The sequence below is a fragment of the Sulfitobacter sp. HI0129 genome (genome assembly GCF_001635395.1).
GTDB lineage: Bacteria > Pseudomonadota > Alphaproteobacteria > Rhodobacterales > Rhodobacteraceae > Sulfitobacter.
In genome coordinates this window covers 1-5,348 of sequence record NZ_LWGH01000345.1, presented here as the reverse complement: position 1 = coordinate 5,348, position 5,348 = coordinate 1, and the positions used below count along the sequence as shown (strand labels likewise).

The following is a 5,348-nucleotide window of genomic DNA, read 5'->3' as shown; positions in this document are numbered from 1 at the left end:
CCATGGTCCTGTGGTCCATGCGTTGGGCAAGCCCGCGCGGGAACGGGGGATCACACCCGGCGCCCGGATCGTGGACGTACAGGCCATCCATCCCGACCTGCATGTGGAACAGGCCGATCCGCGCGGGGATCAGGCGCTGCTGGGGCGGGTGGCCATGTGGGCGCGGCGCTGGTGCCCGTGGACGGTGCGGGACACGGATGACGGGATTATCCTCGACGTAACCGGGGCCGGGCATCTTTTCGGGGGCGAGGCGGCGATGCTGCGGGACATGGCGGCGCGGTTCAAGATGCAGGGGCTGACCGCGCGGCTGGCGCTGGCGCCCACGCGGGGTGGGGCACAGATGCTGGCGCGGCACGGTTCTCCGGGGTGTATCTGCGGGCCTGAGGAATTGGGCGACCGGCTGGCAGGCTTGCCGGTGGCGGCCCTGCGGATCACGCCCGATACCGCGCGCCTGCTGGACCGTCTGGGGCTGAAGACCGTCGCGGCCCTGCGGGACGTGCCGCGCGTGGCGCTGATGCGGCGGTTCGGCCATCTGCCCGAAGAGGACAATCCGCTCATCCTGCTCGACCGGGCCACGGGCCGCACCCCCGATCCGCTGAACGCGCCGCAGGATGCCCGCCGCTGGCTTGTGCGGCGGCGCCTGCCGGAACCGGTGATCGACCCGGTGCCCCATCTGGCCGGTCTCGCGGAAGACCTGTGCCTGCAGTTGTCGCGGGCTGAACTGGGGGCACGCCAGTTGCGGCTGACGATCTACCGCGTCGATGGGGAGTGGCGCAGCCGGGATGTGGCGACGGCGCAGGCCAGCCGCGATGCCGCGCATGTGGTGCGCCTGCTGGAAGGCAAGCTCGACGGCATCGACCCCGGTTTCGGTTTCGATCTGCTGACGCTGGAGGCGCTGCGGGTGGAAGCCCTGGCGCTGCATCAGGATTACCTCGACGGCAAGCGCGATCCCGGCAAGGACGTGGCCGCCCTGTTGGATAGGCTGACCGCGCGGCTCGGCCCGGAGAAGGTGACATGGTCGGCTTGGGTGGAAAGCCATTTGCCCGAACGGGTGGAGGCGCAGGTGCCCGCGCTTACCCATGTGCCGCAGGCCCCGCCGGTGGTGCCGCGCGAACGGCCCCTGCGGTTGCTGGACCCGGCAGAAGAGATCTTCGTGCTTTACGCCGTGCCCGAAGGCCCCCCGGCGCGGTTTCGCTGGCGCGGGGTGGCCTATCTGACCACGCGCCATGAAGGCCCCGAAAGGCTCGCCCCGGAATGGTGGCGCGCCCGCGCCGGCACCCGGCTGCGGGATTACTACAAGGTGGAAGTCGGCGATGGGCGGCGCTTCTGGATGTACCGTGAGGGGGTGCTGGGCGACGGGCGCGGCGACGATCCGCGCTGGTTCCTGCATGGGTTGTTCGGGTGACGGGGGATTGAGCCATGCCGGAGCAGGAAGGACACAGGCGGCGCACGCTGGAGGATGAGGACCCGTTCCGCTGGCATCCTCCCGCACCTTATGTGGAGTTGGGGTTGGCGAGCTGCTTTTCCTTTCTGCGCGCGGCCTCGGATGCGGTCGACCTGACCGCAACGGCAAACTTGCTGGGCTACGACAGTATCGGTATTGCCGATCACAACACGCTGGCCGGTGTCGTCCGCATCCATACGGAGGCGAAGAAGGCCAAGGTCCGGCCGGTGATCGGGGCGCGGCTGGTGCTCATGTGCGGTGCCGATCTGCTGGCCTATCCGCGGGACCGCGACGCCTATGCACGGCTCTCCACGCTGCTCAGCAAGGGCAAGATGTCGGACGTGGATGGCGGCTGGCAGGAAAAGGGCGAAACCCATCTGACGCTGGAGATGCTGGCGGCCCATGCCGAAGGCCTGCACCTGATCGCCATGCCGGGCGAGAACCTCGACATGTTCGCCGCTGGCCTGCCCCGGCTGGTCCGGGCGCTGCCGGGGATGCGCTACGTGGGGGCGGCCTATCTCTACCGGGGGGATGACGTGGCGCGGATCAACCGGCTCGATGCCATCGCGCGGAGGCAGGGGCTGCGGATACTGGCCACCAATGATGTGCTCTACCACGCCCCCATGCGCCGCCCCCTGCAGGACGTGATGGTCTGCATCCGCGAAGGCACGACGATCGCGCAGGCGGGTTTCCTGCTGGAGGCGAACGCCGAGCGTTACCTCAAACCTCCGTCGGAAATGTGCCGCCTGTTCAGCGCATGGCCCCATGCCATCGCGGCGACCCGTACCGTCGCGGAGGATTGCACCTTTTCGCTGGGCGATCTGAAGTACGAATACCCGCATGAGATCGTGCCCGAAGGCCGCAGCGCGCAGGAGGAGTTGGAGCGGCTCACATGGGAAGGGGCGGCGCGGCGCTATCCGGAGGGGATCCCTGAAAAGATCGCCCCGATTATCGAGAAGGAATTCGCGCTGATCCGTTCGAAGAAGATCGCGCGCTATTTCCTGACCATCAACGACATCGTGCGCTTCGCCCGGGAGGAGGCCAGCCCGCCGATCCTGTGTCAGGGTCGTGGGTCGGCGGCCAATTCCGCCGTTTGCTTCTGCCTCGGCATCACCTCGGTCGATCCGGCGGAGCACGACGTGCTGTTCGAACGCTTCCTGAGTGAGGAACGCGACGAGCCGCCCGACATCGACGTGGATTTCGAACATGAACGCCGCGAAGAGGTGATCCAGTACATGTACGCGAAATATGGCCGCGCCCGCGCCGGGCTCTGTGCCACCGTGATCCACTACCGCCCCCGCAGCGCCATCCGCGAGGTCGGCAAGGCCATGGGACTGAGCGAGGATGTGACCAGCAAGCTCGCCAGTACGGTCTGGGGCAGCCATGAACCCGAGGTGGGCGATGCCCGGGTCAGGGAAGCGGGCATGGACCTGAGCGATCCCTACCTGCGGCGGGTCATCCATCTGGCCCGGCAGATGACGGGCATGCCGCGCCACCTCAGCCAGCATGTGGGCGGCTTCATCCTGACCGAACGCCCCCTGACCGAGATCGTGCCCATCGGCAACGGTGCCATGCCCGACAGATCCTTCATCGAGTGGGACAAGGACGACATCGATGCGCTGGATATCTTCAAGGTCGATATTCTGGCGCTCGGGATGCTGACCTGTATCGCCAAGTGTTTCGACCTGATGCGCGCGCATTACGGCGAGGACCACGATCTTGCTAGCATCCCGCCGGATGATACGCAGACTTATGACATGCTCTGCGCGGGCGATTCCCTTGGCGTCTTTCAGGTGGAAAGCCGTGCCCAGATGGCGATGTTGCCCAAACTGCGGCCCCGGCGGTTCTATGATCTGGTGATCGAAGTGGCCATCGTGCGCCCCGGCCCGATTCAGGGCGATATGGTGCATCCCTTCCTGCGCCGCCGCCAACGGCTGGAGGGGGTCAGCTATCCGGCACCGGGGCCGGAGCATCCGCAGGACGAACTGCTGAAGATCCTCGGACGGACGCTCGGGGTGCCGATCTTTCAGGAGCAGGCAATGAAGATCGCCATTGAGGCGGCGCGGTTCTCGCCCGCCGAAGCGAACCAGTTGCGCAAGGCCATGGCCACCTTCCGGTCCCGCGGGCAGATCGAGACGCTGCAGAAAAAGATGGTGGGGCGCATGACGGAGCGGGGCTACGACCCCGACTTCGCGCAGCGGTGCTTCGATCAGATCAAGGGCTTCGGCGAATACGGGTTTCCTGAAAGTCACGCGGCGAGCTTTGCCAAGCTTGTCTACGTGTCGTCCTGGATGAAGTGCCACCACCCGGCGGCTTTCGCCTGCGCGCTGCTCAACAGCCAACCCATGGGGTTCTATGCGCCCGCGCAGATCGTGCGGGATGCGCGCGAACATGGGGTGGAGGTGCGCGGCGTGGATGTGAACCTGTCGGAATGGGATTGCACGCTGGAGCCCTGCGGGGCGGGCGGCTTTGCCCTGCGGCTGGGTTTCCGTCAGGTGGATGGCCTGCGCGAAGAGGCGGGACGCCGCATCGTGGCCATGCGCGCCATGCCTTTCGCCGATGTGGCGGACCTCAAGACCCGGGTAAAGCTGGACCGTGGCACGGTCCGGCGTCTGGCGGCGGCGGATGCCATGCGCAGCATGGGGATCGACCGGCGGCAGGCGCTCTGGCAGGCGCAGGGGCTGAAGGACGCCCCCGATCTGCCGATCTTTACCCATGCGGAGGCGCGGGATGAAGGCGCCGAACCGGCGGTGAGCCTACCCGCGATGCCCCGGGCGGAACATGTGGTCGCCGATTACCAGACGCTGCGGTTGTCCCTGAAGGCGCATCCCATGAGCTTTTTCCGCGCCAGCCTGCGGGGGCAGGGCTTTGCTTCCACGGACCAGTTGCCGGGGATGCCGCACGGGCGCAAGGTCTCGCTCGCCGGGCTGGTTCTGGTGCGGCAGAAGCCCGGCAGCGCCAAGGGCGTCTGCTTCATCACGCTGGAGGATGAAGCGGGGGTCGCGAACCTCGTGATCTGGCCCAAGATGTTCGAGGCCCACCGCGCCACGGTGATGGCCGCCCGCCTGCTGGTGGTGCATGGCCGGGTCCAGAGCGACGGACAGGTCATACATGTGGTGGCGGATGCGCTGGAGAACCGCACGGCGCGGCTGGAGGCTTTGTCCGAAGAGCCTATCCCCAGCGTCACCAGCCGGGGCGATCATCCGACCCATCCGATCACCGGACAGGTCGGGGGCCGCGCCCATCCGCGTGACGTTCGTGTGATCCCCAAGTCGCGCGATTTTCATTGACGTTCGGCTGGGATAGTTATTGGCGCAATGAAATCTGCAACGGACGAGGGGCGCTGCCCCTCGCGCTCCCCGAAGTATTTGGAATCATGAGAATGAAGAACAGGCGGCAGTTTGATCGTTGATCCCCCCCTCACGCGGGACCTCGTGCTGGTGGGGGGTGGCCATGCCCATGCGCTGGTACTGCGCCGCTGGGGCATGGCGCCGATGCCGGGGGCACGGCTGACCGTGATCGATCCCGGCCCCACCGCGCCCTATACCGGCATGCTGCCGGGGCATGTCGCCGGACATTATGCGCGGGACGAACTGGACATCGACCTCGTGCAGCTTTGCCGTTTCGCGGGTGCGCGGCTGATCATCGACCGCGCCTGCGGGATCGACCGCACCGAGAGGCGTATCCATCTGGAGGGGCGCGGCCCCGTGGCCTATGACGTGGCATCGCTCGATATCGGGATCACCGCCCGGATGCAGATTCCGGGGTTCGCCGAACATGCGGTCGGCGCCAAGCCGTTGGGCGCTTATGCCCAGCGTTGGCGTGGTTTTCTGGATCGGGTCACGGAAGAAAAGGCGCCGCCGGAGGTCGCGGTGATCGGCGGCGGCGTGGCGGGATGCGAACT

General features: G+C 67.1%; 3 protein-coding genes. All 3 read left to right on the top strand.

Annotation, left to right across the window (positions count from 1 at the left end; translation table 11 throughout):
* A partial coding sequence (locus A3764_RS08755; RefSeq protein ID WP_236628145.1) for a Y-family DNA polymerase occupies positions 1-1,405 on the top strand: 1,405 nt, incomplete at its 5' end.
* 14 nt (positions 1,406-1,419) lie between these two features.
* A complete protein-coding gene (locus tag A3764_RS08750) occupies positions 1,420-4,734 on the top strand; it encodes an error-prone DNA polymerase (RefSeq protein WP_067923853.1) in 3,315 nt (1,104 codons plus the stop codon).
* Positions 4,735-4,848: 114 nt separating this feature from the next.
* On the top strand, positions 4,849-5,348 hold a 500-nt coding region (locus A3764_RS08745; RefSeq protein WP_161487486.1), incomplete at its 3' end, for an FAD-dependent oxidoreductase.